The following is a 2,074-nucleotide window of genomic DNA, read 5'->3' on the forward strand; positions in this document are numbered from 1 at the left end:
GGCGGTGCGGCTCAGGCGGCGGGGTGGTCGGTCCTGGGGGCGCTGTCCGCCTCGGCGGCGAGGTTCGCGCGCAGGGCGTCGACCTTGGCGGTGGCGTAGGCGTGCGAGTCGGAGCCGAGGACCTGGCGCAGCGGCGCGCCCGCGACCGAGGCCCGCGCGATGATCTCGGCCGCGCCCCGCGCCGGGTCGCCGAGCTGGGAGCCCTGCAGGGCGCGGTGGTCGGCGACCATCCGCCGGATCCGCGGGTAGTGGTCGGTGGTGGTCTCGGGCAGCGCGAGGGAGTCGGGGCTGAGGAACGAGGTGCGGAAGTAGCCGGGTTCCACGAGGGTGACCTCGACGCCGTGCTCGGCCACCTCGCCCGCCAGCGCCTCGGTCAGGGCCTCCAGCGCGAACTTGCCCGCGCAGTACAGGGCCCAGCCGGGCAGCGAGACCAGGCCGAGCACCGAGGAGATGTTGACGACCCGGCCGGAGCGCTGCTCCCGCATGACCGGGAGCGCGGCGCGCAGCACGTTCCACACGCCGACGACCTGCACGTCCAGCATGTCCCGGACGGCCTCGGCGGTGGTCTCCTCCACGGCGGCCAGGTAGCCGTAGCCCGCGTTGTTGACCACCACGTCCAGTCGGCCGAAGCGCTCGGCGGCGGCGGTGACGGCGCGCTGGACGTCGGCCTCGTCGGCGAGGTCCACGGTGAGCGGCAGCAGGCGGGTGGTGTCGGCGTCGGCGAGGGCGGCGCGGAGGCGGTCGGCGGAGCGGGAGGTGGCGGCGACGTCGGCGCCCCGCGCGAGCAGCTGGCGGACGAGTTCGAGGCCGAGGCCCTTCGACGCGCCGGTGACGAACCAGGTGGTGGGGGTGGTCATGGGGTGGTGCCTCCGGGGTTCGGGTGTCGCGCTCTGGGGACGCCTTGAGCCTGCTGCGCCGGGAGGGCTTCCGGGGGCGCTCGGCGGGCCCTGCGCCGACTAGGACGCGCAGTCCTGCCCGAGGGCCTCCGGGGCGGGTGGCGGGGTGGGCAGACTGGGGGTGTGGCGCAGAACAACGCGGAGCTGGCGGACTTCCTGAAGCGGGCGCGCGCGCAGAGCGACCCGGAGCGGGCCGGGCTGCCGCCGGACGGGCGGGTGCGGCGGGTGCCGGGGTTGCGGCGCGAGGAGGTGGCGCGGCTGGCCGGGGTGTCCGCGGACTACTACGCGCGGTTGGAGCAGGGGCGGCGGATCGTGCCGTCGCCCGCGGTGGTCGACGCGCTCGGGCGGGCGCTCGGGCTCGACGACGCGGGGCAGGCGCACCTGCGGGACCTGATCGGCGTCGGCGGCCCGGTCGCGCGGCGGCGGAGCACGGGGGCGCAGCGGCTGCGGCCGGGCGTGCACCAGCTGTTCGACTCGCTGGACGGGGTGCCCGCGCTGGCGCTGGGGCGGCGCACGGACGTGCTGGCGGCGAACCGGTTGGCGCGGGCGCTGTTCACCGACTTCGAGGCGATCCCCGCGCCCCGCCGGAACTACGCCCGCTGGATGTTCCTGGACCCGGCGGCGCGGGCGCTGTTCGCGGACTGGGAGGAACAGGCGCGCAACGCCGTGGAGAGCCTGCGGCTGGAGGTCGGCCGCGACCCCGGCGACCGGGCCGCGCTGGCGCTGCTGGCGGAGCTGCGGGAGCAGAGCCCGGAGTTCGACGGGTGGTGGGAGCAGCACCGGGTGCACCAGCGCACGCACGGCTCCAAGCGCCTGGCGCACCCGCTGGTGGGCGAGCTGACCGTGGAGTACGAGACCGTCGTGCTGCCGGGCGACCCGGACACGACGCTGTTCCTGTACACGGCGGAGGCCGGGACGGCGTCCAGGCAGGCGCTGGACCTGCTGGCGAGCTGGACCCTGACGGCGCCCGCGCGGTGAGGCCGGGGGTGGCCACCCGCCGTCCCGCCGCTCGACCGGCCGCCGTCCCGCAGGCCGTCGCCCTGCTGCCCGCCACCCCGCCCGCCGGCAGCCGCCGCCCACCGGCCGTTCGCGCCCGCCGCGCCCGCCGCGCCCGCCGCGCCCGCCGCGCCCGCCGCGCCCGCCGCGCCCGCCGCCTTCCGTCCCCGCTACTCGTCCTT

3 protein-coding genes are annotated in these 2,074 nt (G+C 77.8%); 2 read left to right on the forward strand and 1 reads right to left on the reverse strand.

Features of this window, described 5'->3' with window-relative positions; all coding sequences use genetic code 11:
- Positions 1-11 precede the first annotated feature (11 nt).
- Positions 12-857 (reverse strand): SDR family oxidoreductase, encoded by an 846-nt coding sequence (locus ACTUAL_RS14775; protein WP_440900647.1) that lies wholly within the window; start codon positions 855-857, stop codon positions 12-14.
- 162 nt (positions 858-1,019) lie between these two features.
- Between ACTUAL_RS14775 and ACTUAL_RS14780 the strand changes: the two genes are divergently transcribed.
- Together ACTUAL_RS14780 and ACTUAL_RS14785 are read left to right on the forward strand one after the other, a co-directional pair.
- Positions 1,020-1,874: a helix-turn-helix transcriptional regulator gene (locus ACTUAL_RS14780; RefSeq protein WP_096491225.1), complete on the forward strand. Its 855-nt coding sequence runs from the start codon at positions 1,020-1,022 to the stop codon at positions 1,872-1,874.
- An 8-nt stretch (positions 1,875-1,882) separates the two neighbouring features.
- A partial coding sequence (locus ACTUAL_RS14785; RefSeq protein ID WP_440900648.1) for a hypothetical protein occupies positions 1,883-2,074 on the forward strand: 192 nt, incomplete at its 3' end.

This window comes from Actinosynnema sp. (assembly GCF_052038725.1).

Excerpts from the sequence above, each read along its gene's own strand:
- ACTUAL_RS14775 (WP_440900647.1), bottom strand. The coding sequence starts at position 857 with ATGACCACCCCCACCACCTGGTTCGTCACCGGCGCGTCGAAGGGCCTC.